Here is a 26,952-nt window from a genome sequence, read left to right on the forward strand (position 1 = left end):
TTTGGACTGGTTTTTGGGAATTCTATTCTCAATTCATCTTTTTTGAAAATGAAACCAAAAGTTTTCCTATTAGCTATCGCTATTTCTGCGGCTTTTTCGAGTATTGCTCAAAAAAACTTGCAGAACACTTTTCTTTTAGACGAAAACCAAAATGAAATTGAGCTATTTGAAAAAATCAACTCGAACTTTCCTACAATAATCGCTTTTTGGGCCAGCTGGTGTAAGCCTTGTATACAAGAATTATCAGCTTTGCGATCAGAAATAATCAGCAAAAAAATAGAAATAAACTTCGTAATAATCAGCACTGACGATAGCCGGTCTATATTGAAAGCTAAAACTCTGGCCAAACAAAAAAGCTGGACTACCTTAAGCTTTTTTGATACTAACCAAGAGCAAATGCGTAAGATGGGTGTAAGAATTCTTCCGCACACCTTCGTTTATGATACAAATAAAACCTTGATTTTTGAATCAAATTCTTTTACCAAAGGAGATGAAGACAAATATTTTGAAAGAATCAAATGAAAATCTATTTCTCACAAATATTGCTATTTTTAAGCCTTACTGCTTTTGCAAATGAAAAAGACAGTACACAAAATAAGGTAGCACTTTGGGGGGATTTCAAAAGCACCAATATTGTTTATAATCCTGATATTAACCCATTTGTATATTATCCAAAAATAGCTAGTCAGAATTACTTAGACTTAAATTTCGCCTACCAAAGATTCCAAGCTGGTTTCAGATTAGAAAGTTACTGGCCAGCTTTAGTTGGAATGCCTAATGAACTAAAAGGCTGGGGATTAGCCAACAAGTTTGTTAGGTACCAATCAAAAAACTTTAGCCTCGGCCTTGGCAATCATTATGAGCAATTTGGCAATGGTTTGATATTTAAAACCCAAGAACAAAGGGCCTTAGGCATGGACAATTCTTTGGACGGAATATGGGGAAATTTTCGATTGAAAAATGTAAAAATCAAAATAATATCAGGCAAACAGCGGATTGGATTTAGACATGCAGCAGGATGGCTGACTGGGATAGATTTTGAAAACAAAATCAAAATATCAAAAACTACCTTAAGTATTGGATTAAGTCAAATTTGGAAAAATGAAGCTTATCTTGGCACCAATGAAGCTATAAAGCAAAATGTATTTGCCAGCTCGGCAAGAGCTGAAGTGCAAAAAGGAAATTTCAAAAGTCAAATAGAATCCGCAATAAAAAGCTCAGATGCCGCAATTATCAACAGATACAGCACCGAAATCGGCTCAGCGATAATATGGAACACAGAATGGATAAAAGGCAATACCTCTTATTTAGCTCAAATAAAACGCACAAAAAACATGGACTTTAGGTCAGAACGAGGCCAAACGCAAAATACGGCGATCGTCAATTATATTCCTAACTTTACAAAAATCCATACTTACAGACTCCTAACCTTATATCCTTCCGCATCCCAAGTTTTGGGTGAAATCGGTGGGCAAATTGAAGTCTCCAAATATTTGAATTCGGGCAGTAGTATAACAATAAATTTAGCAGCTTATGATCAGCCAAAAAATCTGTCTTTGGAAAATAGCTATGATAAAAAACTGTACCGAGAAGCCGTTGTTGAGTTTGAAAAAGAACTTTCAGAAAACAGCAAATTGAATCTATTAGCAAATTACGCTCATTTTAATAAAGGCATAGTTTTGGGCGGTTTCAATGAAATCATCAAATTCCAAACGGTAGTAGCTGATTGGTCATTTAAAATCAATAAAAACCTCAGCATCAATACACAAGCCCAACATTTACACACCCAACAAGACAAAGGTTCTTGGGCAATGGCTTTGTTGGATTTAAGAATAAAATCAAAAGTTTCTGTGTATTTTTCGGATGAATACAATTATTCAAGAAGCCATAATTATTACCATATGGGCAGTAATTTAAATCTTGGCTCAAAAAGCATTGGTCTAAGTTATGGAAAAGTTAGAGAAGGGCTCTTTTGTGTCGGAGGCATTTGTCAGATAATTCCCGAGTACCAGGGGTTAAATTTGAGTGTTACAACCAGGTTTTGAATTAACAATTTCATAATATTTGCAACATATTCAGATAATATTAAATATCGAAATTTGTAGCATGAATAAAAGAATATACGGCTTCAAAGCCACGCTACAAAACAATCCAAAGTTCGAGATTATCTCAGAAAGCTCTACAAAAATGGACTACTCCGAAAACCTTTTAAGTCCTGAAGATTTCGATTTCAATGATTACGAAGAAACAGAATATGATTCTTTAGAGGACAAGTAAGGGAGGTTATTTGGTTTATTAGTGTATTTGTTATTGGTAAAATAGTGTATTTGTTATTGGTATATTAGGGTATTTGTTATTGGTTTATTAGGGTATTTGTTATTGGTTTCCATTTAGCTACAGGGAGGTTATTGATACTTTTTTCCTAAATCGCTGGTTTATTTCAAAGTAATATTTAAAGTTTCTTTTAGATATTTTTAAAGCCTTTTCGAATTATCTTTCTAAACTTTTTTCCATAAAAATCAACCTAAATATTTTTTAAAACCCTACTTAGAAAGCATCCGTTTTAACTCATTCAATTTCAACAAAGCCTCGATTGGCGACATGGTGTTTACATCCAGTTCGTTGATTTTTGTTTTTATTTCCTCTCCTATCGTATCCACTGGGTCGAAGAAACTCAATTGGAAATTGTTTTTTGGAGCTTCTTTGATTTTCTCCTTATTGTTTTCTTTGATATGATCTTTTTCCAAATGATGCAGGATTTCATTGGCCCGCAAAACCACCGTTTGTGGCATTCCGGCTATTTGGGCCACATGTATACCAAAACTATGTTCGCTTCCGCCCTCTTTTAGTTTTCTCAAAAACACCACCTTCCCGTTCAGTTCCTTTACCGAAACATTAAAGTTCTTTATGCGTTTGAAATCCTCCGTAAGTTGATTTAATTCGTGGTAATGTGTCGCAAATAGCGTCCATGGCTTAAATTTGGCGTGATTATGCAAATATTCCGCAATGCTCCAAGCTATACTTACACCATCATACGTACTAGTGCCACGGCCTATTTCGTCCATAATGACCAAACTTCTGTCGCTCAGGTTATTTAGAATAGAGGATGTTTCTATCATCTCAACCATAAAAGTACTTTCTCCGCGAGACAAATTATCGCTAGCTCCTACCCTTGTAAAAATCTTATCTACAAGACCTATTTCTGCTTGAGTAGCTGGCACATAAGAACCAATTTGAGCCATCAGGGCTATCAAAGCAGTCTGACGCAAAAGGGCAGATTTTCCCGCCATGTTTGGTCCTGTTATGATGATAATTTGTTGTTCTTGGTCATCGAGATAAAGGTCATTGGGAACATAAGATTCACCCAAAGGCAATTGCTGCTCTATAACCGGATGGCGACCATCTTTTATATCTATAACCTTTCCTTCAGTCACTTGTGGCTTACAATATTTGTTTTTTCGAGCCACATGTGCAAATGATAACAGGGCATCAATCGTAGAAATCACCCTGGCATTTTGCTGAATTTGAGCAACAAACTCAGTAGCTGTAATCACCAAATTGTTAAAAATCTTAAACTCTATCTCGAATATTTTGCTCTCTGCCGTAAGTATCTTTTCTTCATATATCTTCAATTCCTCTGTGATATATCTCTCTGCATTTACCAAAGTTTGCTTTCTTATCCATTCTGGTGGCACTTTGGTTTTGTGAGCATTTGAAACCTCCAAATAATACCCAAATACCTTATTAAAAGCAATTTTTAAAGAAGGAATAGCCGTTCGTTCCGACTCTCTATTTTGCAAATCCACCAAATAGTCTTTTCCTGAAAATGCAATTTTGTGTAGCTCATCCAAGTCGGTATCTACACCTGTGCAAATCATGCCTCCTCCATTGCTGAGCATAGGTGCGTCATCGCGTAGTTCAGCAGTGATTTTATCAATCAAAAACTTACAATCGCTTAATTGATTAATGTATTTTTCAAGAACTTTGTTCTCGTTAACTTTTTTCCCTAAAAGTTCTTTTATAGGTTCTATTTGCAACAAAGCCCTTTTTAGTTGTACCAACTCCCTCGGACTTATTCGTCTAACAGCAACTTTAGAAACCAAACGTTCCAAATCCCCAATGGGCTTCAATACCTGACTCAAATCTGACAAAATATCTTCATCTTGCAGAAACATCTCAACCGTATCTAGCCGCTCCTCTATGGGCTTTTTTTCTTTGAGCGGAAGTACCATCCACTTTCTTAAAAGCCTCGCTCCCATTGGCGTATGGGTATGGTCAAGGATATCTATCAAAGGCACACCACCCTCAAATTGGGCATAAATCAACTCCAAATTCCTGATTGTAAACCTATCTAGCCAGACATATTTTTCTTCGTCTAAGCGTGTCAGACTACTCACATGATTGATTTCTTTGTGCTCAGTATCAGCCAAATACTGCAATATAACCCCAGCAGCAGTTACGCCTTCTTTTAAATTTTCAATACCAAATCCTTTCAGTGAGTTGGTTTTAAAATGCCCTACCAAAAGATTGTAAGCAAAATCAAAAGAATAGGCCCAATCGTCGAAAGTATAAGTATTGTATTTATCGCCAAATATCATTTCAAACCTTGCCTTGTGCTTTTTGCAATACAAGATTTCGGCTGGACTAAAACCCTGAATCAATTTATCAATATAGGCCAGCGAACCCTCTGTTGTGAAAAATTCACCCGTAGAAATATCCAAAAATGCGACACCTAGATAATCGTCAGATGCAAAATGAATGGAAGCTAAATAGTTGTTGTGTTTTAGATCTAGGACATTATCATTATAAGAAACGCCTGGGGTTACCAGCTCAGTTACGCCCCTTTTTACGATACCTTTGGCTTGACTTGGATCTTCCAATTGATCACAAATAGCAACCCTTTGTCCTGCCCTGACTAGTTTAGGAAGGTAATTATCTAAAGAATGATGCGGAAAACCTGCCAATTCTTCATGTGCCCCACCATTGTTTCGCCTTGTCAAAACAATTCCCAAAATTTTAGAGGCTTTTATGGCGTCTTCACCAAAAGTCTCATAAAAATCGCCTACCCTAAAGAGCAACATTGCTCCTGGGTACTTTACTTTAATCTGATTGTATTGTTTTGAAAGTGGGGTTTCCTTTGGGGCGGCTGGTTTTGCCATATTTCTTTAAAAAATAATATTTCTTTATAGATTTACTCACCTCAAAATTATATAAATTTGTTCGGAATTAGGCCTCAATTACCGAAAATTATCATAAATAATGCTTAAAATAGAACATATTGGAATAGCCGTAAAAAACCTTGAGGCATCTAATGAGATATTTAGAAAACTGTTTAACAAAGCTCACTACAAAGAAGAAGCAGTAGAAACAGAAGGGGTAAAAACGTCTTTTTTTGCATTGTCTGATTCAAAAATTGAGCTTTTAGAAGCAACAAGAGAAGATAGTCCCATAGCCAAGTTTATTGAAAAAAGGGGCGAAGGAATACATCATATAGCGTTCGAAGTTGAAGACATCTATTCAGAAATGAAAAGATTGGAAAACGAGGGTTTTATTCTCTTAAATACGGAACCAAAAAACGGGGCAGACAACAAATTGGTGTGTTTTTTACATCCAAAAAATACCAATGGTGTTTTGATAGAACTTTGTCAAGAAAAAAAATAAATGCCTAAATTTTGAAAATAAAAAGGTAATAAGCCGTTTTGTTTTAAATTTGTAGCTTTTATTAGAAAAGTTCAAAAATCTCAGCGTGGTTACAGACAAAACTTTAAGAGCACTTGCCGTAGTTTTACCCCAATTTCACCCTATTCCCGAAAACGACAAATGGTGGGGAAAAGGATTCACGGAATGGACCAATGTAACCAAAGCTCTGCCGAGATTTAAGGGTCACTATCAGCCTCACCTTCCAGCTGACTTGGGTTTTTATGATATGAGATTACTACAATCTCTTATAGATCAGGCTCAAATGGCCAAAGACCATAACATTTCGGGTTTTTGTTTTTATCACTATTGGTTTAATGGCGAAAGGCTTTTAGAAACACCAATTAAGAAAATTCTTGCTTCAGATAAACCTGATTTCCCGTTTATGTTGGCTTGGGCCAATGAAAACTGGTCTCGTCGATGGGATGGCCAAGACAAAGAGGTTTTGATGGAGCAAAATTATACCCCTGAGGATCATGCCGCACATGCAAAATATCTTTGTGAAAACGAATTTAAAGACCCTAGATATATTAAAATAGGCGGAAAACCTTTCTTTCTTTTTTACAATTCGCATATTATTCCCAATCTCAAAGAAACTATAGCTATATGGCGGGCAGAAGTGAAAAAACATGGATTTGAAGATATCTATTTAGGTGGCATAAAAACTTCCGCAAGTCATATTCCTGACGCTAAAGAAATGGGTTTTGATGTAGTTATAGAATGGCAACCAGATTGGGAAAATCTAAATATTATTCCGAGCCTTTGGGATAGAATCAAAAATAAACTCTCTTTGGGTGAAACTTACAGAAAGATTGATTTTGAGGAGGTTGTAAATAGAATGAAAGCAAAAAAATGTCCATCTATGAAACACTTCCACTGTGTGGTACCTGGATGGGACAACAGTGCTCGCCGAAAAAACAATGCCTTTATAATGGACAATGCCACTCCGGATTTGTACGGCAATTGGCTCGAAAGTGTTTGCGAAAATGCAGAGGTGTATTCAGAGGAAGAAAACTTTGTTTTCATAAATGCTTGGAACGAATGGGCGGAAGGAAATCATTTGGAGCCTGATAAAAAATGGGGCAAGGCTTTTTTAGAAAAAACTAAAGAAATATTGAGTAAATACACGAATAAATGATTTCGAAAAAAATTAAGGACCTGATCCAAAGTTTAGCTCATAGGTTTGGATATCATGTATTAAGCAAAAATTGTATATCAGGTGATATGACTTTGTTTTTGGAAGGAATCAAAAGCAGAGGTATTTCTCCAAAAAACATTCTAGACATCGGGGCTCACAAAGCCGATTGGAGTCTTTCTACTTCGGAGATTTTTCCTGATGCTGCCTTTTATATGATTGAGCCACAGGAAGAATTAAAACCTTTTATTGATTCTTTTTTAAAAAATCATAAAGGAGCTTGGTTTTTAGGCGGAGCTGGTGCTGAAAATGGAGAGTTGACATTGAGCGTTTGGGATGATTTTGCAGGCTCATCCTTTTTACTTCCCGAAGGACAAGAATCTGGCAAAAAACAAAGAAAAGTGCCGATTTATAGTGTTGATGGATTAATAGCAGAGGGTAAAATGCCGATCCCAGATATATGCAAAATAGATGTACAAGGCTTTGAGATTGAAGTACTTAAAGGTGCAAAATCCATTTTAGGCAAAACCGATATTTTTATATTAGAAGCATCTATGTTTAAATTTTCTCCAAATCAACCTTTATTACACGAAATCATAGATTATATGTGTAAAAATGGCTATGTCATTTATGATTTTGCAGGATTTGCCAACCGTCCCTTGGACAAAGCTTTGGGGCAATTAGACATTTGTTTTGTGCTGGAAAATAGTCCTTTAAGGCAAAACCATGGATGGTAAAAATTATCAAAGGTTTTCAAAGACCTTTTTAAATCACCGAAAAACCTATATTTTTGTGGCTTAATACATTAGCCGATTAAAATTTCAATTTAGCAGGAGTATAATAACAACAAAGAGTAGATGCCAAAAGTAACCGTAATACTTCCAAACTATAACCACCAAGACTACATAGAGCAAAGGATAGAAAGTATTCTTAATCAAGACTTTAAAGACTTTGAACTCATCATATTAGACGATGCTTCCATAGATCAAAGCACCCAAAATATTCGAAAATTTTTGGATGATTCTCGTATCAAGGAGTTCGTCATCAATGACCAAAACTCCGGATCGACTTTTGTCCAATGGGAAAAAGGTCTCCAAATGGCCAAAGGCGAATATATTTGGATAGCAGAAAGTGATGATATGGCAGATAGGAGATTTTTGACGCAATTGATAGAAATTTTGGATAAAAATCAAAAAGTTGGCTTGGCATTTTGTCCCTCTATTTGGATAGATAAAGACGGAAAAAAAATCCTCGAACCAGACCATGAAGAAGATGCAGATTTTTGGCAAGGAAATAATTTGATTCAGAATGAATTTCTAGCTGGAAATTTAATTTATAATGCCAGTTCAGCAGTATTTAGAAAAAGCTTGATCAACAAAATTAATTTCTCGCAAATTGGCCAGTTTAAATATACCGGAGATTGGCTATTTTGGGTTCAATTATTATCCAATACACAGGTAAAAAGAATTGAAAAACGTCTAAATTACTTTAGAAGACACGAAAATAATGTTTCGTTTAAATCTGACAGAGAGGGACTTCAATTTGTAGAAGGTATAAAAATCGCACTTTATATATTCAAACACTACCCTATTTCTTGGTCAAAAAAGCGTAAAACCATGCTATTTTGGACAAAAAAACTTTTTACATCTGATATAGTTGATAAAAGTGCTGTCTTGAAAAAAATGCCCTTTGAAGTTAAACTTTACTTTAACTTTTTTAAACTTTTCGGCAAATAGGCCTATGAAAGGGATATCAGTAATTATAGCCTGCTTCAATAGTGAAAAAGTAATCGGAATTACGCTCAAACATCTGCAAGCCCAAACCAACACTGAGGGCATAGATTGGGAGATAATATTGGTTAATAACAACTCCTCAGACAGAACCGCTGAGGTAGCCAAAGAGATTTGGGACCAAAAACCTTTGGTTCCCCTAAAAATAGTTTTAGAAGAGAATGTTGGGGAAGCACATGCCAGACAAACAGGCATAAAAGCTGCCCAATATGAGATTTTAAGCATTGTTGATGATGACAATTGGGTATCTGATAATTGGATACACACGGTAAATTCCTATTTTGAGAACCCAAAGATTGGACTAATAGGATGTGAAGGTATAGGAGAGTTTGAACAAACTCCACCAGCTTGGTTTGAAGAAAACAAAAACGCTTTTGCTATCGGCAGCCTTTATGATGGAGATTTTGTAGATATCACAGACCATGCATTGGTGCCAGGTGCTGGACTTTGTGTCAGGAAAAAAGTCTATGAGAAACTTTTTGAAATAAACTGGAAGCCATTTCTACAAGGTCGTGTCGGCAATAAGCAATCAGCCGGAGCAGATTCAGAAATGTGTTATATAACTAGGTTATTAGGATATAGGATATATTATTCTAACCAACTAAAATTCAAACACTTCACTGCAAGCCACAGAATTACTTGGGACAGATTAAAAAGAATGACAGAGGGCTTTGGGGAAGCGGATGTTTTCACACTACCTTACAAAATTTTATACGCAGAACAAACAGGCAACAAAAGCCTGCTAAATAATTTAAGAAAATATTGGTGGTTTAATTTTATTGGAAAAAAACTGAGCCTTTGGTCAAAAGACCCTTTTCAATTTATCCAAGCCCAAGAATATTCTCAAAAACAGCTTATTAGAATAAGAAACAATGCGTTTTGTAAAGCAATTTGGGAAGAAAGTGTAAGATTCGAGAAAAGTTTTGCTTACCTTCAAAAAATCGCGGAAAACAATACTTTAAATAAATGAAATGCGTTTTGGTTTAAACTACGTTTCTTTGTTAAAAAAACTACTTTCCTTACTTTTACTAATTTTCACAAATAGCACTATATGCTTATCTCAAGTATCTTACTCAGAAGGAGTAATAATATCGAATAGTGATGCGAAACCGGTTCAATTTGCCAATATTCAAGACAAAGCTAATCAAAAAGGCGTAACTTCAGACTCTCTTGGTCGTTTCAAAATCCAGTTGAATTCAGAAAATACTTTAATAACAATTAGCTGTGTTGGTTTTAAAACTACCCAAACAATTGCAAGTCCAGGTACTTTTATTGTCATTGGCCTGGAACCAAATACCGCAGAGTTTGCCGAAATCACAATAACTCCAGATGAAAACCCAGCATGGGCAATTATGCGAAAAGCTTTTCATAATATTCCCAAAAACGACCCAAAAAATATCCCTGAATTCAAAGCAGAGCATTATACTAAGATTGGATTAAATGGCGATTTCTTAAGATATATTCCAAAAAAAGAAAATGATAAAATCCCAGAAAAGGAATCCACTTTGATTTTAGTTGAAAATATTGGTAAATATTTTCAGAAAAATAAAGTTCAAAAGGACGTGATAGAGCATAGTATTAGTACATTCCCAAAAAACTATCCTTTCAATTTATTCACAAATACACAAATCAACCCACTTGGATTTTATGAGCCTCTATTTCAGCTCAACCTAAATTTGATAGCTGCGGTTCAAACTACTACTCAGGTTCAAAATCAAAAATTCTACTTAAACCCGCTCCATGACAAAACTTTTTCGAATTACGAACTTAGCTTGACGGACACACTTATAACTGGAAAGGACTCAACATTTACTATTCTTTTTGGGCCTAGAAATGACAAAAACTTCAATGCTCTGACTGGCTTTTTAAAAATCAATTCCAATGGGTATGCACTCGAAGAGTTTTCTGCAAAGAATGCTGATTCGCTGCAAGTTTTAAATTTTAATATCTACCATAAATATAGCAGAGATAGTCTACACTGGACGCCAAACTTTAGGTCTCTAGACATAAAATATCGATACGACGTAGAACGGATGGATCTTTTGCTGACCTATTTTGCGGAAGAAGAACTATATAATTTTAAATATAACATAGAACCAAACGAGGTTCATTTCGATGGCACTGCTCGATTAATATTACCTTCAGCGGATACTATAAGTAAGGACAATTTCAAGCTTTTAAGAATTAATCAGCTTAAACTAAAAGAGGAAATATCCTACCAAAAGGCAGCTATGGCTAACCAGAAAGCTTTTAACCAAAAAGTGTTAGTACCTGGAATGTTTTTAGTAAAAACCCTTTTGAGCAATGGATTGAAAATTGGCCCAATGTATGTTTTGTACAACCAAATGGACTTCAACATTCATGAAGGCCCGCGGATAGGTATAGGTTTACAGAATGATATGTTAAAATCGCCAAGATGGCGAATATATGTAGGAAGTGGATATGGACTAAAAGACCAAAAACTAAAATATGAGGGTATCCTTAGCTATCATATCACTAAGGACAGATACAATAAAATAGAAATTTACGGAGGAAATGACCTCCAAAGGCCTGGCCAAAATCCTTTACTTTTTGCTAATTACTTTTTACCACAAAAAATAAGTTTGAATTTGGGTTTCCAAGATTACCTCCTAGACAGCTACAGAAAACTAGGCTTTGCGGCATATATGAAGCCATTTAACTGGACCCAAGTTAAGATTTTTTATGAAAACGAAATTAGAAATGCCTTAAGTTATACTTTAGAAAACCCTACCCCAACCAACTATAATCATTTGGGAATGAGTCTTAGATTCGCCAAAAAAGAAACCATCATGCGAACTGGTTATATAGAATCGGTAACCAATCCTTATTTTCCTATTTTAAGATTAAATTTCAGTCATTTCACTTCAAATATCGCCCAAGCAAACACTTTCTGGAAAGCAAACTTGGTAGTATTACATCAAATCCGAATGCCGAAATTAGGTAAAACAAATTTTAATTTTTCAGCAGGAAATTCTTGGGGAACTTTACCTTTCCAATATCTTTTCAATAATCTTTCTGTTCCTTTAAATATCTGGGGTAGCAATAGCAGCCAAGGATTTCAGATGCTGAGCACAGTGAATTTGGCCTATAATAACTATGTTTCACTGGCAATTTTTCATGATTTCGAAAAAATACTTTGGAGGACAAATAGCCGATGGTTCCAACCTGAGTTTATGATAGGAAACAAAATTGCGGTAGGTAAACTCACCCAATATGCCCCTATCGTTAATTCAGAGCCTGTAAACGATATTCGAAAAGGAGTTTTTGAGGCTTCTCTCAGTATCCGAAACATATTCAAAATAAAAGTTTTTGGGTTTCGAATTGGCCTTGGAGCTAATTTGGTTTATGATTATTCTCCGCAAACTTTTGGAAACAATAGATTCGGTATCCGACCATTTGTGATTCCAGTATTTTTCTAAAAGTATAAAGAACAAAAACAATGTCTTCTAAAACTAAGAGCCTGATTTTATGCACTTTAAATATTAGGAATTTATAAGCTAATCAACTAGGACTATATTTCAAATAGCCTAATTTGAAAAAATACTAATTCAAAAAATAATTATTAAGAAAAAATATAAATTTATTGTTTATCAATAAATATTTATTACTTTTACAGCATCATTTAAAATCTCAATAAATATGTCAAAAAGTAACAGATTCGTTTTTATCGTCCTTAGCATTGTGGCTTGGGCAATCTTTATAGGCTTGTGCATTGAAGCCGGTGCCTTAATTGTCAATTTTATTTTCAGCCTTTTAAAGCCTGCATTTGTCCATAACTTATATCAAAAATTGGATTTAAGTAAAATGTATAAAAAAAATGAATGGGTGTTTTATTGCATGTATAGTTTTATATTGGTCATTTCTATATTGAAAGCTGTGTTGTTTTATATTGTGGTCTTACTTGTAACCAAAATCGATATGTCAAAACCCTTTAGCAGCTTTGCTTCTCGACAAATCTCCCTAATGAGTTACTTCACTTTGACTATTGGACTACTTAGTTTTATAGCAAAGGAAACAGCCAAAAGCTTAGCACAAAACGGTTATGAAATCGATAAACTAAATATGTTTTGGGAAGATAGTCAAGCATTTATCATCATGGCGGCTATTATATATGTCATAGCAAATATTTTCGCTAAAGGAGTAGAATTACAAAACGAAAACGATTTAACGATTTAAAATATGCCAATTATAGTAAACTTAGACGTAATGATGGCAAAAAGAAAGATGTCATTAAATGAACTTTCAGAGAAAGTTGACCTTACACTTTCTAATCTCTCTATTCTGAAAACTGGCAAGGCCAAAGCCGTACGATTTAATACCTTAGAAGCTATCTGTAAAGCCTTGGACTGTCAGCCTGGAGATATTTTGGAATTTGTTAATAATTGAAAACCTCAAAAGTTTCCGCAATAAAATTTCCTTTTTATATCTCAAAATACTATTGGCTTTAAAGGTTTTTTAAATTACTTTATTTCTCAATTTCATTTTTATATTTTTAGCAAAAAAATATAATTTCAAAAAAAACTATTGTAGGAAATGAACCCAAAAGTTGATGTATTTTTCAATAATCTTGAAAAATGGCAAACAGAATTAGAACTGTTGAGGGCGATAATTCTCGATTGCGGCCTTAACGAAGAGTTAAAATGGGGAGTACCAACTTACACTTTTCAAAAAAATAACATTCTATTGCTGGGTGGCTTTAAAGAATACTTTACTTTGAGTTTTTTCAAAGGCGTCTTGTTAAATGACGGAGAAGGCCTCCTGAGCAAACCTGGTGAAAACTCCCAGTCCGTAAGGATGTTTAAGTTTACGGATATTAAGCAAATAGAAAAACTAAAAGTTTCCATTAAAACTTATATTTTTGAAGCCCTAGAAATAGAAAAAGCAAATTTAAAAGTGGACTTATCTGAAAGCAAGGTTTTAGTATTTCCCGACGAACTTCTGCTAAAATTTGAAGAAAATCCAGCATTTCAACAAGCTTTCGAAGCTTTGACTATAGGTCGCCAAAGAGCTTATAATATGTTTTTCTCAGCTGCTAAACAGTCCCAATCTCGTACAGCTAGAATAGAAAAATACACCCAAAGAATATTTGACAAAAAAGGCATAAATGACTGTATATGTGGATTTTCCAAAAAAATGCCAGGATGCGATGGTTCTCACAAATTCATTTAAAGTCCCTAGCTTTAAAAATTCTAACATTTTACTAGACCTTAAATAAACCCTATTTTTTGCTTTTTTTTCGCAAGGCGATGCATATTTTAGCTTATTTTTGTATTTTGTACTTCAAGAAAAAGCTTACCTGTATTTATGAAGAATTTTGTGTCCGATTTGTTTAACCTTCACAAAGGCGAAGAAGATAAAGCTACCACTTTAGAGCAGGTAAAAAACAACATATCGTTTAGTGGTGCGAATCTTTGGATTTTAGCCTGTGCAATTCTGGTGGCTTCAGTTGGACTCAACGTCAACTCTACGGCTGTTATAATCGGAGCCATGTTGATATCACCTTTGATGGGCCCAATAGTTGGATCTGGATTTGCCTTGGGAGTTTTCGACTTTAATCTCCTCAAAAAATCATTAAAAAACCTTTTAATAGCTACTTTGGCGAGTTTGATTGTTTCCGCTTTATACTTTTACATAAGTCCTTTCAAGCAAGCACAGTCGGAACTTTTATCCAGAACTTCGCCTAATATTTATGATGTACTGATTGCATTTTTTGGTGGTTTGGTGGGTGTTATTGCCATAACTAGAGTTGAGAAAGGCAATCCAATTCCTGGTGTAGCCATAGCTACGGCATTGATGCCTCCACTTTGTACTGCTGGCTTCGGCTTAGCCACAGGCAACTGGAAATTTTTTTTAGGAGCAATGTTTTTATATAGTATCAATTGCGTTTTTATTTGTATTGCCACTTTTGCCGTAGTTAAATATCTTAAATATCCTGCAGTAGAATATATCAACGAAAAGCATCGAAAACAAGTACAATATGGCATTACGGCCATCATTCTTGCGATGTTAATCCCAAGCGGATATTTTGCATTCTCGCTTTATAATGAACAAAAATTCAGAGAAAGTGCGGATGTATTTATCTCAAAAGAATTTTTAGACAAAGGAAAAACTTTGATTTTTAAAAACACAAAATTTGGGGCCAAGTCAAGTACCATCGAGTTAGCTTTTTTGAATAATGAATTTACTGATAATGACAAAAAAGTACTTTCAGATAAACTTCCATTGTATGGAATGAACAATACGAATCTTATAATTAGAAAAAACTCAACGGAGAATCTTGAAAACTTTAAGAATAACATCTTAAACGAGATTCATAAAACTGACATTATTTTAGACGAAAAAGACAAAAAAATAGCTGACTTAGAAAATTTAATCAAAAAAAACACTTTTGACAACAAACAACTTTTATCAGAAATCAACATACTGTACCCAAACATAACTGAAATTGCCGTCTCAAACCAAAATATAGCCACATTAGATAGTTCAATAACTTCCACTTTGATGATTTATAAAGCAAAGAAAAACCTCAATACAAAAGAAACAGAAACTTTATCTTCATGGTTGAAAAAGAGACTTTCATGTCAACAATTACAAATATCTCAAATTCAATAAACTACATGAACGAATTCCTAAATTACCAAATAATACAAATTGGCAAAACCACAATTTTAGTGAGTACATTATTCACATTATTGATTTGCATATTTGTTTTTATTGTGGTTTTGAAAATTCTAAAAAAGAGCATTTATAGTGTAAAAACGATAGATCCCGCAAAGAAATATTCAATCTACAACCTTCTGAAATACCTCCTCATTTTAATATCATTTGGGGTAACTATGCAAATACTAGGTTTCAACCTATCCGTATTAGTTGCAGGTTCGGCTGCACTATTGGTAGGTTTAGGTTTGGGTATTCAAGATTTATTTAGCGATTATATTTCTGGGATTATAATACTTTTTGATTCCACTGTAAAAGTTGGAGACGTTATAGAAATCAATGGGGTTATTTGCACAGTTCAAGAAATTAACCTTCGCACCACCACTATTCTTACCCGCGACGACAAGTACATCATTTTGCCAAATACAGACCTCACCCGAAACAACCTTATAAATTGGACCCATAATGACGTAGTTTCAAGGTTTGCAGTGAATGTGGGCGTAGACTACTCTTCAGACGTAAATGTTGTGATGGGCATCTTAGAAAAAGCGGCAATAGAACATCAACATATTTTGAAAACCCCCAAACCTTTTGTTAGATTTGAAGAATTTGAAGATTCTAGTTTAAAATTTACGGTTTTGTTTTGGACCAATGAGGTTTTTAGAGTCGAAAACATAAAAAGTGACTTGAGAATAGAGATATTTAAACAGTTCAATGCAAAAAATGTAACTATACCATTCCCTCAAAGAGTGGTGCATATAAACAAATAACCATTATTTATGAATATATATAACGCCCTTATTGCCCTAATTTGCCTTTCTGCAGCATTCGCATTTATTAATCAAAAGTATCTAAAGTTGCCTTTTGTTATTGGACTTTTTGTGCTTTCTACTGTACTTTCTGTTTTGGTAGTAAGTGCCAAATATTGGCTCCATATACCTATAGAAGACATAGAAATAGCAGTGGCCAATGCCAAAATAGACAAAATAATATTAAACGTCCTACTTGGCTTTTTGCTTTTTGCAGGATCTTTGCATACCGACTGGAGCCAAGTAAAAAAACAATTAAAAGCTATTTCGGTCTTTGCTTTTGGTGGCGTTTTGTTATCTACAGTAATTATCGCTGGCTTGTTATATTCCCTAACTTCTGCCGTCGGGCTGCATCTTGATTTTATTTACTGTCTGCTTTTTGGAGCATTGATATCTCCTACAGACCCTATCGCAGTTTTGGGAATCCTAAAACAAGCTAAAGTGCCTAAAAAAATAGAAACCACCATAGTAGGCGAAAGCCTATTTAACGACGGTGTGGGAGTTGTAGTTTTTATAGCATTACTCGAAATCCTAAATTCAGGAGGCTCCGACTTTAGCTTATCCCATTTCGGTTTATTGTTTATACAAGAAGCCATAGGAGGAGTGGCAATTGGTTTAGCTATGGGTTATATCTTACACTTATTGTTGCGTTCTATCGATCATTATGAAACCGAAGTTTTGATAACGCTGGCCTTTGTAATGGGTGGCTACGCTCTTAGCAGTTATTTACATCTTTCAGGTGCCTTAGCAATGGTTATCATGGGTTTGATGGCTGGAAATTACCGCCCGAAAGAATCTATGAGTGACACCACGCATGAATACATCAACAAGTTTTGGGAACTGATAGATGTCATACTCAACGCTATTTTATTTATCTTGATAGCTTTTGTTTTGATTGTAATCGACTTCACTTTTCAGCATATTTTAGTGGGAATAATTTCAATCTTCATTGTTTTATTGTCTAGAATTGTTGTCGTGCAATTGGCAAGGATGCTGTTTTCAAACGCCTTGGATTTGAGTTTCAAAGAAGCTAAAATAATAATTTGGGGAGGTTTAAGAGGTGGCTTATCTTTGGCTTTGGTATTGTCACTTCCAGAGGGCGAGTCTAAAGAAATCCTTTTGATTTCAACTTATTTCTGCGTGCTTTTTAGTATCATAATTCAAGGCATGACGATTGCCAAAGTGGCAAAAAACAATAAATAACAATGTTGTCGCATTATGCCCTTATTTTGTCAGTTTTGGAACTTATGAAATTAGTAAAAACCAGATATCTTTACTAAAAAAAGAAATTAATGGAACACGAGATATATCCATGTCTATGGTTTGACAATCAAGCACTAGAAGCGGCAGAATTTTATTGTAAAGTATTTAAAAACTCAAAAATTCTCTCATCAAATCCCATGACAGTGATGTTTGAGCTGAATGGAAAAAAATATATGGGACTAAATGGTGGACCACTTTTCAAGTTTAACGAGTCTATGTCTTTTGTAATCAATTGCGACACGCAAGAAGAAATAGATTATTATTGGGAAGCTTTCACTAAAGAAGGTCAAGAAAGTCAATGCGGATGGTTAAAGGACAAGTTTGGGCTATCATGGCAAATTATCCCATCAGTATTAGGCAGTTTAATGTCAAATCCAAAAAAGTCCCAGAGAGTAATTGCGGCTTTTATGAAAATGAAGAAAATGGATATTGAAACACTTTTGAATGCTTCTGAAAATCTAAATTAAAATGTAAGACTGATGAACACCAAATTTAAAACTGTTGATCAATACATCGGAACATTTCCTGAAGAAACACAAAAACAGCTTGAGATAATTAGAGATACCATTAAAAAAGCTGCACCAGATGCCAAAGAAATAATCAGCTATAATATGCCAGCCTACAAACAGCATGGAGTTTTGGTTTATTTTGCAGCATATCAAAACCACATTGGTTTTTATCCTACGTCCTCAGGGATTAATTTTTTTTCTGAAAGATTCTCTGAATATAAATGGTCAAAAGGAGCTGTTCAGTTTCCTATTTCAAAGCCATTGCCTCTGGATTTAATTTCCGAAATAACCAAATTCAGATTGGAAGATGATCGTCAGAGGTTTTTACAAAAAAAGAAACCTTAAATACCTTAATACTAGAAGATAACTCTTACCAAATACTTTAGACCCTTCAGAAAAACCCTCATTTTATTTTCTTCAAAATTTAAAACAAAAAACACACAAAAATCCCATTTTAAACTTAAATGTTATTTTTTCACTATTTAATAGTGTTTTTAAAATTTTTAAATAATTAAAGAAATAAAATAGTTCAATATATGATAAACTGAAATTAAAATTTTTATTTTTGCTCCCTATGTTGAAAAATAAGAAAAAAATAGTGGCCGAAAATAAAAGCAAGTTTTCCTTTCAAGGATTCTTGGCTGTATTTTTATTGGTCCTTCCACTATTTATACATTCTTATTCTACTGCTCAAAATGCATCACAGTTAACAACACTTTCAACTTCAGAAAATCAGCATTCGGCCCATATTTATGCTTGTTTGCATCAAGATTTAGAAACAAGAACATTTTTAGCTGAAAATGAAGAAAACTGTGACGATGACGAAAAAATAATTTTAGCACAGTTGGGTTTCAGCCCAATTGTATTCAAAAAACTAAGTCTAGGACTTTTTTCAAAATATTCATCAGTTCGATTTTTTAAAACCACCTCACTTTTTATACTTTTTCAGCAGCTCAAAATCCCTTTTTGCTGATATTCCTACTTTTTTTTGATTTGAAATCAGTGTTTCAAGTCTATTCTATTTGATATTTTTATCATATTAAAAATTTAACATGTTTAATAAGCACGAGGTATTGCATGCCTTGAAGCACTATTTGCCTGCACAGTCTCCACTTAAGGACTTTGTGCATCATAACACGCTGCATGCATTCCAAACAGATAAATTCGAAGACGCACTGAGAAAAGCCTATTATATCTTTGGATATAAGGTTTGCTTGACTTTAAGTGAGTTTCGCCAGATGTACGAAGAAAACCGCATTCCTGAAATATTTTTAGATAAAGCTATAAAAAGCAGAAAATCGGAAGGTGAGTTTGCCGATTGGAAAGAAAAACTGCTTTCCAAAAAATACAAGAATGCTTTTTCTCCAAGAATCGGCATTTTAAAATCAAACTGGAAACGATTTTACCAGATTGATTTGGACGCTATGGTTCAGCCCAACTTGTTCCGTTTATTGTGTAGTTTTCTCGATCAAGGTATTGCGATTTGGGATTTTCCAGAGTCTGAAATACCTTTTTTGGAAGCTGTAAAACATCTTGAAAAAAACAGTTACACGAGTATTTTTAAAACCAAAAGAGCAAAGAAAATACTCCTTTCAGGCAATCACAAAATTGAAGACCTCCTACAAATAGTCGTAGGCGACGAAAAATACTTTGAACAATATCTATATGATCAACAATTTGCTCATCAGGGTTGGTCAGGTATGGTATCAAACATTGAAGACAATCCAGTCTCTATGTTAAGCCATCGAACTATCAGTCTCGAAGAGTTAATAATTTTAGAACTTTTGCTAGAAATAGACGCTCTTGACTCTCAATATGGTGAAAATCTATGGAGACCATTGGCTTTAAATATTGTGGTTCAACCCGAGGAACTATTTGCCCCAGTAAAAGGAGAAGAACTTGACGAAGTACTATTTATTTGGCAAGATGCATTCGAATGGTCATATTATGACCAAGTACTAGAGGCAATAATAGAAGAAGATACGCCTCATGAGAGTATTGATAAAAAATCCTTCCAAGCCATGTTTTGTATAGATGACAGAATGTGTTCATTGAGAAGATATGTAGAAAATCTTGACTCAAATTGTCAAACTTACGGAACACCGGGTTTTTTCGGCGTAGAGTTTTTCTATCAGCCTGAGAATGGAAAGTTTTATACAAAAGTTTGCCCAGCACCAGTTACGCCAAAATACTTGATAAAAGAAATTGGGAATACACATAAAATAGGTAAAGAGTTCATTACGCCCATGGCACCATCAAGGTCTATTGGTAGTGGATTTATTTCCCAAACTTTGGGTATTACTTCTGCAGTCAAATTATTTTTCAACGTTTTTAGACCAACAATGACACCCGCTACGGCTACGTCGTTTAGGCACATGGACAAAAATGCAAATCTTACTATCGATTTTGACCCTAAAAATCCTGAAGAAAATGGCCTTCAAATAGGTTTCAAAATAGAGGAAATGGCAACTAGGGTTGAGAATGTACTAAGAAGCATTGGTTTAGTAAAAAACTTTGCACCCATTGTATACGTAATCGGGCATGGTGCCAGCACAGTTAACAATCCACATTATGCTGGGTATGACTGTGGAGCATGCTCGGGAAGAGCTGGCTCGGTAAATGGAAGAGTTTTCAGTGCTATGGCAAACAAACCTGAGGTGAGAGAAATTCTTAAATCAAAAGGAATAGATATAACGGATGATACCAAGTTTTTGGGAGGCTTGCATGACACTACGAGTGATGATATTCAATTTTTTGATAAAAAAATATTGTCTCCTGAGAGCTTAGAGGCTCATGAAGAAAACAAGAGAACTTTCAGAAAAGCTTTGGATCTGAATGCAAAAGAAAGATCGAGAAGGTTTGACTCTATTGACTCAACAGAATCGGCGAAAAAGATTCACAAAAGAATCAGAAGACGTTCGGTATCTTTATTTGAACCAAGACCAGAGCTAAACCACGCCACCAATGCTCTTACGATAATTGGCAGAAGAGAATTGTCTAAAAAAATATTTTTGGATAGACGCTCATTCCTCAATTCGTACGACTACCGTGTAGACGATGAAAACGGCACTTATTTGGCAAATATTCTAAATGCCGCTACACCCGTTTGTGGTGGAATAAATTTAGAGTATTACTTCTCAAGAGTTGATAATCAGAAACTTGGAGCTGGCACTAAACTACCTCATAATGTAATGGGACTGTTTGGAGTAGCAAATGGTATTGAAGGCGACTTGAGGCCTGGACTGCCAAGCCAAATGATAGAAGTTCATGATCCTATTAGGATGTTGTATATCGTAGAGCAATTTCCAGAGAAAATCCTACGTGTAATCGAGCGTTTTCCGGCAACCTACGAATGGTACAAAAACGAATGGGTGCATTTGATTTCGGTGAATCCAGAAACCAAAGAGCTACAATTTTTCAAAGATGGTGTATTTGTGCCTTACAGCCCGATTACAAAACATGTTGACAAAATAAAAGATGTAGCAAAATTGGTTGAGTCGCATCAAGAGAATTTCCCAGTATACTTAATAGAAGACTAAAACATGGAAGCATTAATCAAATTTTTTCTTTTGATTCCTTTTGTCGGATTTATCATCAGCTTGATGATTCCTTCAAAAAACGAAACTTTGATATCGTGGACAGCCTTCTTAACTACTGGGCTTCAGTTGTTCTTCTCGACAGTTTTTGTTGGATATTGGCTATTTAATGGACATTCAACGCTTGACGAGCGAGATATTGAACTTTTCAGAAGTTTAGATTATGTTTTTTTTATCGATTTGTTTTTCGATAAAATCACGGCAGTTTATTTACTGGTTGGAAGTTTCTTGACTTTTATTGTGGCGGTCTACAGCAGGTATTATATGCATCGTGAAAATGGATATAAACGTTTTTTTAACACCAAACTTTTCTTTTTCTTGGGTTATAATCTTACGATTTTATCGGGAAATTTAGAGACATTGTTTGTAGGTTGGGAAATGTTAGGTGTGTCTTCTTTTTTATTGATTGCATTCTATAGAGACAGATATTTGCCTGTAAAAAATGCCGTAAAAGTGTTTTCAATTTATAGAATTGGCGACATTGGACTGCTTTTAGCCATGTGGATTAGCCACCATTTATTCCATGAAAACATCACTTTCATGAAAATGGCGAATTTCGAATTGGTTAGCGAACATTTATCTGAGCATACCATGATTGGTTTTGCTCTATCATTAACCATTCTACTCTCTGCTGTAGCTAAGTCAGCTCAGTTTCCATTTTCGTCTTGGTTGCCTCGAGCTATGGAAGGCCCTACCCCATCAAGTGCCATTTTTTATGGCTCATTGGCCGTGCACATAGGTGTATTCTTACTTTTGAGAACATTCGTATTCTGGGAACATCAATATCCTGTTAGAATCCTGATAGCATCTGTGGGAATAGTTTCAGCATTGATAGCTATAGGAACGGCCAGAGTGCAGTCATCAGTTAAAGCACAAATTGCTTATTTTTCTATTGGACAAATTGGCCTTATTTTCATTGAGCTAGCATTAGGATTCCAAAACCTTGCACTGTTTCACTTTGCTACCAATGCTTTGTTGAGAACTTATCAACTTTTGGTATCCCCTTCGGTGGTGAGTTACTTGATAAGAGAGCAGTTTTATAATTATTCTCCTCATAAGCATTCTTTGGAATACAGGTATCCTTCAAAAATTCGTAACACGCTGTATTTGTTATGTTTGCAAGAATGGAACTTAGACTCTATGATGTATAAATATCTATGGAATCCGATAAAGTTTATAAGTAGAAAACTGCATTTTATTAACTTCGAAAAAATCATAATCTTCTTCGTTTTGGTATATTCTGCAGGTGTATTTTTCTTATTCAATCGAGAAATGATCCCTTTCAGAATCCCCGAAAGCTCACCTACAGTCTTTGCTTTAATTGGCCTTTTTATGGTTCTCAAGGCTTTCTCAGAAAGAAAAAGAGTAAGAATGAGCTGGTGGCTAGTAGTCATGAACCACTTTTGGATAGCCTTGACAGTGGCTTACAACGAAAAATTGCAGTTCTCCGAAATTGCCATGTATTTGGGTGGAGTAATAGTATCTGCAATCGTAGGTCATTTATGTATAATGCGACTTAAGAAAATAGAGAAAGAAGTAAGTCTTGGTCAGTTTAATGGCTACATAAAAAAGCATCCAAAAATAGCCATAATATTCTTATTGGCATGTTTAGGTCTTACAGGATTTCCCATTACGCCAACATTTATTGGAGAGGATTTGATTTTTAGTCATATTCATTCCAACCAAATATTCTTGGCACTTTTTGTTTCTATGAGTCTTATTATTGACGGACTTGCCATTATCAGATTATATGCAAGACTATTCTTAGGACCTCACGTAAAATCAATGTACGAAATGGCCTACAGGTCATCTTAAAAAAATATTAAATACATCTGGAAAAACCAGATAAAATAAACATTACAAAATGAAATCAGAAAACAAAAAGCTTAAACTCCCATTAGATGGGTTAGCAGGTCTAAAAGAGAATTTCTCAACAGACGCTATTTCAGGATTTATCGTATTTTTATTGGCTTTACCCTTAAGTTTGGGAATTGCCAAAGCTTCAGAGTTCCCTCCTATTATGGGGCTTGTTACTGCCATAATTGGTGGTATAATTGTAAGTTTTTTTATGGGTGCCCGATTAACCATAAAAGGTCCAGCGGCAGGTTTGATAGTAATAGTAGCAGGAGCAGTTGCTGATTTTGGCGGTGGAGAAACAGGCTGGCATCTTGCATTAGGTGCTATGGTAGCAGCAGGACTTTTACAAGTGCTTTTTGGAGTGCTCAAATTCGGAAAACTCGTAGATTTTTTCCCGCTTTCGGCTATACATGGAATGTTGGCAGCCATTGGTCTGATTATCATAGCCAAACAAATTCCAGTTTTACTAGACGTAGACCCCTTATTATCTAAAGGGAAAAGCCCTTTCGAATTATTTGCAGCTATTCCAAGCTTCCTAAAACACCTTGATCCAAAAGCTTCATTGATTGGTGTAATTAGTTTATGGATAATGTTAGGATGGCAAAACACACCAGGGTTTTTGAAAAAAATCCCAGCTCCATTAATGGTACTTTTAATAGCCATTCCTGCAGAATTGATGTTAGATTTTCAACATACAGAGCCAACTTATGCCTTGGTACACATTGGAAATTTAGCCGAAAATATCAAAGTAAATGTTGACTTTAGCGGTTATTTGCAAACTGGCACTTTCATCAAATATATCATTATGTTTACCCTTGTTGGCTCTTTAGAATCCCTGCTAACACTGAAAGCAATTGACCTTTTAGATCCTTGGAAAAGAAAATCAGACGCGAACAAAGACCTTATTGCTGTAGGTGTTGGAAATACTATCGCAGCGGTTTTAGGTGGCTTGCCAATGATATCAGAAGTAGCTCGTAGTTCCGCTAACGTAAACAACGGAGCAAAAACCCGTTGGGCTAATTTTTTCCATGGCGTGTTTATTTTAGGTTTTGTCCTTTTAGCATCAAAATATATAGAGTTAATACCTAATACAGCATTAGCGGCAATGCTTATTACTGTAGGTATCAAATTAGCTCATCCAAAGGAGTTTATCCATACTTTCAAAATTGGAAAAGAGCAGTTAGCCATATTTTTGGTAACTATTTTCTTTACTTTATTTGAAGATTTATTGGTTGGTATCTTTGCAGGCATGTTCCTTAAAATGATTATTCACTTAATTAATGGCACGCCTATTTCTTCATTTTTCAAAGCACCTACGCAAGTATCCTTTGAAGGAAATAATTACCTTGTAGAAATTGACAAAGCGGCTGTTTTTACTAATTATTTAGGAATTAAAAGAAAATTGGATGCAATACCTCCAGGTTTCAATGTGACAATAGACTTAAAAAACACTAAATTGGTTGATCACTCCGTAATGGAAAACTTACATCATTTTGAGCACGACTATCAGGCAACTGGCGGAACTGTCCAACTTATTGGACTTGAAGCCCACACACCAGTTTCCGATCACCATTTGGCAGCAAGAAAGAAGAAATAATCTCTGTAAAAATCCTGCATTACAAAAGAATGCAGGATTTTTTTTGCTTTAATAATGATTTTCAAAACTCCCCATTTCACAGAGTATTTTATACATTTAAGAAAAGAATTCAAACTTTTATATAATTTTACATCGAACCTAAAATTACCTAAAAAATGAAATCTACAATTGGGCTATTTCTAATAGTATTTGTAATATTTTCTTGTACACAAAACGATAACGAAGAAACTGAAACCCAAATCCTATCTTCAACCGATTCAACGACTTTAACAGATCAAAAGCTTAATCCAGAAGAAGTCAAATCTTGGCTAATTAAAAGCATTGAGAAAGAATTCTCCGACCCACTATTTGAAGATAAAGAAAAAATTGAGCATCCAAATGACATCTATACCAATGCCTACGAAGAATACAAAACTGATGCTATTGGAATAGAATACGACGGTGGAATGACTGAGGCAGCTTTTAAAGAAAAATGGTCTAAAATTTACAATACAAAATATGCTGGAATAGGAACAGGTTTTTTGATTTCTGCCCAAGATTGGGGTAAAATAAAAGTTACGGACTGTAAACTATTAGAACCTCAAAACGATGGCTTTTTAATGTTCCATGTGACTATTGAAGATCTTGAGTTTAAATCTAAATATGTGAGAGATATAAAGGTTGTTAAACAAGAAGGTAAATATAAAATTGATGATATTTTAGAATATTAATTTGAATAGTGGATTTATACTTCTGGCAATTTCCAAAAAAGATACTCGTTTCTATTTAAACAGGCTTTTTAATAATTTTCGATTCATGAAAAAACTTCAAATACTCTTTCTTTTTCTTTCTGTTAGTGCAATAGTAGGCTTTAAATGCACCAAAAAAACTTATAAAAATTCTGAAAATAAAATAGTTACAGGTGCAGAACAAACTGAAAAGTATTTAAATCTCTTGAAAGGAAAACGGGTTGGTGTTTTAGCAAATCCTACTACGGTTATTGGTAAATCTCACTTAGTAGATAGCCTTCAAAAACTTGGGATAAACATCGGAAAGGTATTTGGCCCCGAGCATGGATTCAGAGGAAATGCATCAAATGGAGCAAAGGTAAATGACGAAGTAGACGAGGCCACTGGCATAAAAATCATTTCACTTTATGGAAAAAAACGAAAACCAACTCCTGAGGATCTTGCAGATGTAGATATTATGATATTTGATATTCAGGATGTTGGATGCAGATTTTACACTTACATCAATGTTCTTAGAGATGTGATGGAATCCTGTGCTGAAAACCAAAAGACTTTACTGATTTTAGACAGACCAAACCCTAACGGTTACCTCATTGATGGTCCAATAATGGACATGAGATTGAAATCTGGCATTGGACAGTTTCCTATCCCTATAGCTCACGGCATGACGATTGGAGAGTTTGCTCAAATGATAAATGGTGAAGGTTGGTTACCAAACAATCTACAATGTTCTTTAAATATCATAAAAGTACTTAATTATAAGCACGATATGGAATATACATTGCCAGTAAAGCCATCTCCAAATCTTAATACACAACAAAGTGTGATGCTTTACCCAACAATTTGCATGTTTGAAGGCACCATAATCAGTCAAGGAAGAGGAACTTACGTTCCGTTCACAGTTTTGGGTAGTCCTTTATTAAAAGGAAAATATGAATTTACTTTCAAACCTGAAAGCATAAAAGGCATGAGTGAGTCGCCTCTACACATAAACGAAACTTGTTATGGCTTAGATTTGATGCAATATGATATAGAGAAATTAAGAAAATCGAAAAGACTTAACCTCCAATGGATGATAGATTTATACAAAGCTTATCCACAAAAAGACAAGTTTTTTGATAGAACACAAAGCAAACAAATGGGCAATATAGATTACCTAGCAGGTGTTTATGAATTTAGAAAACAAATAGAAGAAGGAAAAAACGCCGAAGAAATCCAAAAATCATGGGAACCCGGTCTTTCAGAATACAAAAAAATGAGAATGAAGTATGTTTTGTATGAGTAAGAAGTTTT

Annotated in this window: 24 protein-coding genes; 23 read left to right on the top strand and 1 reads right to left on the bottom strand. The window is 34.7% G+C overall.

All coding sequences use genetic code 11. The features are described from left to right. Positions 1-48: 48 nt before the first annotated feature. The 3 genes from EGI22_RS09815 to EGI22_RS09825 all read left to right on the top strand — a co-directional run bounded on the left by EGI22_RS09815 (position 49) and on the right by EGI22_RS09825 (position 2,277). Entirely contained in the window at positions 49-522 is a 474-nt protein-coding gene (locus EGI22_RS09815; RefSeq protein WP_255068097.1) for a TlpA disulfide reductase family protein, read from the top strand. After that, positions 519-2,045, top strand: a complete 1,527-nt coding sequence (locus EGI22_RS09820) for a DUF6029 family protein (RefSeq protein WP_255068098.1) — start codon at positions 519-521, stop codon at positions 2,043-2,045. Before EGI22_RS09815 ends, EGI22_RS09820 begins: the two co-directional genes overlap by 4 nt. A gap of 61 nt (positions 2,046-2,106) precedes the next feature. Then, positions 2,107-2,277, top strand: a complete 171-nt coding sequence (locus EGI22_RS09825; RefSeq protein ID WP_255068099.1) for a hypothetical protein — start codon at positions 2,107-2,109, stop codon at positions 2,275-2,277. Positions 2,278-2,543: 266 nt separating this feature from the next. Here the strand turns inward: EGI22_RS09825 and mutS are convergent, their stop codons facing one another. Further along, the gene (gene mutS, locus EGI22_RS09830) at positions 2,544-5,159 is read right to left on the bottom strand and encodes a DNA mismatch repair protein MutS (RefSeq protein WP_255068100.1); all 2,616 of its coding nucleotides are present in this window, start codon (positions 5,157-5,159) and stop codon (positions 2,544-2,546) included. Between the two features lie 100 nt (positions 5,160-5,259). On the opposite strand from mutS, the gene mce reads away from it, so the two are divergent. From mce to EGI22_RS09930, 20 genes are all read left to right on the top strand, one after another. Continuing rightward, on the top strand, positions 5,260-5,661 hold the full coding sequence (gene mce / locus EGI22_RS09835) for a methylmalonyl-CoA epimerase (RefSeq protein WP_255068101.1): 402 nt from the start codon (positions 5,260-5,262) through the stop codon (positions 5,659-5,661). Positions 5,662-5,746: 85 nt separating this feature from the next. After that, positions 5,747-6,835: a glycoside hydrolase family 99-like domain-containing protein gene (locus tag EGI22_RS09840; RefSeq protein WP_255068103.1), complete on the top strand. Its 1,089-nt coding sequence runs from the start codon at positions 5,747-5,749 to the stop codon at positions 6,833-6,835. After that, complete coding sequence (locus EGI22_RS09845) at positions 6,832-7,569, top strand: FkbM family methyltransferase (RefSeq protein ID WP_255068104.1); 738 nt, start codon at positions 6,832-6,834, stop codon at positions 7,567-7,569. The genes EGI22_RS09840 and EGI22_RS09845 overlap by 4 nt, the downstream gene beginning before the upstream one ends. A gap of 120 nt (positions 7,570-7,689) precedes the next feature. Beyond that, the gene (locus EGI22_RS09850) at positions 7,690-8,568 is read left to right on the top strand and encodes a glycosyltransferase family 2 protein (RefSeq protein WP_255068105.1); all 879 of its coding nucleotides are present in this window, start codon (positions 7,690-7,692) and stop codon (positions 8,566-8,568) included. Between the two features lie 4 nt (positions 8,569-8,572). Further along, positions 8,573-9,592, top strand: a complete 1,020-nt coding sequence (locus EGI22_RS09855) for a glycosyltransferase (RefSeq protein ID WP_255068107.1) — start codon at positions 8,573-8,575, stop codon at positions 9,590-9,592. Between the two features lies 1 nt (position 9,593). Next, positions 9,594-12,062, top strand: coding sequence for a carboxypeptidase-like regulatory domain-containing protein (locus tag EGI22_RS09860; protein WP_255068108.1), 2,469 nt, complete (start codon positions 9,594-9,596; stop codon positions 12,060-12,062). 220 nt (positions 12,063-12,282) lie between these two features. Then, a complete protein-coding gene (locus tag EGI22_RS09865; RefSeq protein ID WP_255068109.1) occupies positions 12,283-12,819 on the top strand; it encodes a DUF2975 domain-containing protein in 537 nt (178 codons plus the stop codon). A 3-nt stretch (positions 12,820-12,822) separates the two neighbouring features. Next, positions 12,823-13,029 (top strand): helix-turn-helix transcriptional regulator, encoded by a 207-nt coding sequence (locus EGI22_RS09870; protein ID WP_255068110.1) that lies wholly within the window; start codon positions 12,823-12,825, stop codon positions 13,027-13,029. A gap of 147 nt (positions 13,030-13,176) precedes the next feature. Continuing rightward, on the top strand, positions 13,177-13,812 hold the full coding sequence (locus EGI22_RS09875; protein WP_255068112.1) for a DUF1801 domain-containing protein: 636 nt from the start codon (positions 13,177-13,179) through the stop codon (positions 13,810-13,812). Positions 13,813-13,947: 135 nt separating this feature from the next. After that, a complete protein-coding gene (locus tag EGI22_RS09880; protein ID WP_255068113.1) occupies positions 13,948-15,255 on the top strand; it encodes a TIGR00341 family protein in 1,308 nt (435 codons plus the stop codon). After that, positions 15,222-16,070, top strand: a complete 849-nt coding sequence (locus EGI22_RS09885) for a mechanosensitive ion channel family protein (protein WP_255068114.1) — start codon at positions 15,222-15,224, stop codon at positions 16,068-16,070. Before EGI22_RS09880 ends, EGI22_RS09885 begins: the two co-directional genes overlap by 34 nt. 9 nt (positions 16,071-16,079) lie before the next feature. After that, positions 16,080-17,312, top strand: a complete 1,233-nt coding sequence (locus EGI22_RS09890) for a sodium:proton antiporter (protein ID WP_255068115.1) — start codon at positions 16,080-16,082, stop codon at positions 17,310-17,312. Between the two features lie 89 nt (positions 17,313-17,401). Then, positions 17,402-17,839, top strand: coding sequence for a VOC family protein (locus EGI22_RS09895; protein WP_255068117.1), 438 nt, complete (start codon positions 17,402-17,404; stop codon positions 17,837-17,839). A gap of 12 nt (positions 17,840-17,851) precedes the next feature. Then, positions 17,852-18,226: an iron chaperone gene (locus EGI22_RS09900; protein ID WP_255068118.1), complete on the top strand. Its 375-nt coding sequence runs from the start codon at positions 17,852-17,854 to the stop codon at positions 18,224-18,226. 253 nt (positions 18,227-18,479) lie between these two features. Then, complete coding sequence (locus EGI22_RS09905; RefSeq protein ID WP_255068119.1) at positions 18,480-18,854, top strand: hypothetical protein; 375 nt, start codon at positions 18,480-18,482, stop codon at positions 18,852-18,854. 79 nt (positions 18,855-18,933) lie between these two features. Further along, a complete protein-coding gene (locus EGI22_RS09910) occupies positions 18,934-21,420 on the top strand; it encodes a YbcC family protein (protein ID WP_255068121.1) in 2,487 nt (828 codons plus the stop codon). A gap of 3 nt (positions 21,421-21,423) precedes the next feature. Beyond that, positions 21,424-23,292 carry a proton-conducting transporter membrane subunit gene (locus EGI22_RS09915; RefSeq protein ID WP_255068122.1) on the top strand — a complete coding sequence of 623 codons (1,869 nt, stop codon included), beginning with the start codon at positions 21,424-21,426 and terminating at the stop codon, positions 23,290-23,292. A gap of 49 nt (positions 23,293-23,341) precedes the next feature. Then, positions 23,342-24,931, top strand: coding sequence for a SulP family inorganic anion transporter (locus EGI22_RS09920; protein ID WP_255068124.1), 1,590 nt, complete (start codon positions 23,342-23,344; stop codon positions 24,929-24,931). A 155-nt stretch (positions 24,932-25,086) separates the two neighbouring features. Next, complete coding sequence (locus EGI22_RS09925; RefSeq protein ID WP_255068125.1) at positions 25,087-25,641, top strand: hypothetical protein; 555 nt, start codon at positions 25,087-25,089, stop codon at positions 25,639-25,641. An 85-nt stretch (positions 25,642-25,726) separates the two neighbouring features. Continuing rightward, positions 25,727-26,944: an exo-beta-N-acetylmuramidase NamZ domain-containing protein gene (locus EGI22_RS09930; RefSeq protein WP_255068126.1), complete on the top strand. Its 1,218-nt coding sequence runs from the start codon at positions 25,727-25,729 to the stop codon at positions 26,942-26,944. Positions 26,945-26,952: the final 8 nt, after the last annotated feature.

It is taken from the genome of Lacihabitans sp. LS3-19 (assembly GCF_024343575.1).
Classification (GTDB): Bacteria; Bacteroidota; Bacteroidia; order Cytophagales; family Spirosomataceae; genus Leadbetterella.

Excerpts from the sequence above, each read along its gene's own strand:
- EGI22_RS09925 (WP_255068125.1), top strand. The coding sequence starts at position 25,087 with ATGAAATCTACAATTGGGCTATTTCTAATAGTATTTGTAATATTTTCT.
- mce (WP_255068101.1), top strand. The coding sequence starts at position 5,260 with ATGCTTAAAATAGAACATATTGGAATAGCCGTAAAAAACCTTGAGGCA.
- EGI22_RS09895 (WP_255068117.1), top strand. The coding sequence starts at position 17,402 with ATGGAACACGAGATATATCCATGTCTATGGTTTGACAATCAAGCACTA.
- EGI22_RS09845 (WP_255068104.1), top strand. The coding sequence starts at position 6,832 with ATGATTTCGAAAAAAATTAAGGACCTGATCCAAAGTTTAGCTCATAGG.
- EGI22_RS09850 (WP_255068105.1), top strand. The coding sequence starts at position 7,690 with ATGCCAAAAGTAACCGTAATACTTCCAAACTATAACCACCAAGACTAC.
- EGI22_RS09900 (WP_255068118.1), top strand. The coding sequence starts at position 17,852 with ATGAACACCAAATTTAAAACTGTTGATCAATACATCGGAACATTTCCT.
- mutS (WP_255068100.1), bottom strand. The coding sequence starts at position 5,159 with ATGGCAAAACCAGCCGCCCCAAAGGAAACCCCACTTTCAAAACAATAC.
- EGI22_RS09820 (WP_255068098.1), top strand. The coding sequence starts at position 519 with ATGAAAATCTATTTCTCACAAATATTGCTATTTTTAAGCCTTACTGCT.
- EGI22_RS09920 (WP_255068124.1), top strand. The coding sequence starts at position 23,342 with ATGAAATCAGAAAACAAAAAGCTTAAACTCCCATTAGATGGGTTAGCA.
- EGI22_RS09890 (WP_255068115.1), top strand. The coding sequence starts at position 16,080 with ATGAATATATATAACGCCCTTATTGCCCTAATTTGCCTTTCTGCAGCA.
- EGI22_RS09910 (WP_255068121.1), top strand. The coding sequence starts at position 18,934 with ATGTTTAATAAGCACGAGGTATTGCATGCCTTGAAGCACTATTTGCCT.
- EGI22_RS09875 (WP_255068112.1), top strand. The coding sequence starts at position 13,177 with ATGAACCCAAAAGTTGATGTATTTTTCAATAATCTTGAAAAATGGCAA.
- EGI22_RS09870 (WP_255068110.1), top strand. The coding sequence starts at position 12,823 with ATGCCAATTATAGTAAACTTAGACGTAATGATGGCAAAAAGAAAGATG.
- EGI22_RS09885 (WP_255068114.1), top strand. The coding sequence starts at position 15,222 with ATGTCAACAATTACAAATATCTCAAATTCAATAAACTACATGAACGAA.
- EGI22_RS09825 (WP_255068099.1), top strand. The coding sequence starts at position 2,107 with ATGAATAAAAGAATATACGGCTTCAAAGCCACGCTACAAAACAATCCA.
- EGI22_RS09855 (WP_255068107.1), top strand. The coding sequence starts at position 8,573 with ATGAAAGGGATATCAGTAATTATAGCCTGCTTCAATAGTGAAAAAGTA.
- EGI22_RS09915 (WP_255068122.1), top strand. The coding sequence starts at position 21,424 with ATGGAAGCATTAATCAAATTTTTTCTTTTGATTCCTTTTGTCGGATTT.
- EGI22_RS09880 (WP_255068113.1), top strand. The coding sequence starts at position 13,948 with ATGAAGAATTTTGTGTCCGATTTGTTTAACCTTCACAAAGGCGAAGAA.
- EGI22_RS09865 (WP_255068109.1), top strand. The coding sequence starts at position 12,283 with ATGTCAAAAAGTAACAGATTCGTTTTTATCGTCCTTAGCATTGTGGCT.
- EGI22_RS09815 (WP_255068097.1), top strand. The coding sequence starts at position 49 with ATGAAACCAAAAGTTTTCCTATTAGCTATCGCTATTTCTGCGGCTTTT.
- EGI22_RS09930 (WP_255068126.1), top strand. The coding sequence starts at position 25,727 with ATGAAAAAACTTCAAATACTCTTTCTTTTTCTTTCTGTTAGTGCAATA.
- EGI22_RS09860 (WP_255068108.1), top strand. The coding sequence starts at position 9,594 with ATGCGTTTTGGTTTAAACTACGTTTCTTTGTTAAAAAAACTACTTTCC.